This window comes from Paenibacillus helianthi (assembly GCF_001909055.1).
GTDB classification, from domain to species: Bacteria; Bacillota; Bacilli; order Paenibacillales; family Paenibacillaceae; genus Paenibacillus_AQ; species Paenibacillus_AQ helianthi.
In genome coordinates, this window is sequence record NZ_LVWI01000028.1 from 1 (window position 1) to 619 (window position 619).

The following is a 619-nucleotide window of genomic DNA, read 5'->3' on the forward strand; positions in this document are numbered from 1 at the left end:
CACGCTTTCGCGCCTCAGCGTCAGTTACAGCCCAGAAAGTCGCCTTCGCCACTGGTGTTCCTCCACATATCTACGCATTTCACCGCTACACGTGGAATTCCACTTTCCTCTTCTGTACTCAAGCCACCCAGTTTCCAGTGCGACCTCAGGTTGAGCCCAAGGTTTAAACACCAGACTTAAATAGCCGCCTGCGCGCGCTTTACGCCCAATAATTCCGGACAACGCTTGCCCCCTACGTATTACCGCGGCTGCTGGCACGTAGTTAGCCGGGGCTTTCTTCTCAGGTACCGTCACTCCGGCAGCAGTTACTCTACCGGACGTTCTTCCCTGGCAACAGAGCTTTACGATCCGAAAACCTTCATCACTCACGCGGCGTTGCTCCGTCAGGCTTTCGCCCATTGCGGAAGATTCCCTACTGCTGCCTCCCGTAGGAGTCTGGGCCGTGTCTCAGTCCCAGTGTGGCCGTTCACCCTCTCAGGTCGGCTACGCATCGTCGCCTTGGTAGGCCGTTACCCCACCAACTAGCTAATGCGCCGCAGGCCCATCCTCTAGTAGCAGATTGCTCCGCCTTTCATCCCTCGCCCATGAGGGTGAAGGAATTATCCGGTATTAGCTACCG

General features: G+C 56.7%; 1 rRNA gene. It reads right to left on the reverse strand.

The features are described 5' to 3' along the window. A 16S ribosomal RNA gene (locus A3844_RS07290) occupies window positions 1-619 on the reverse strand; the annotation flags it as partial.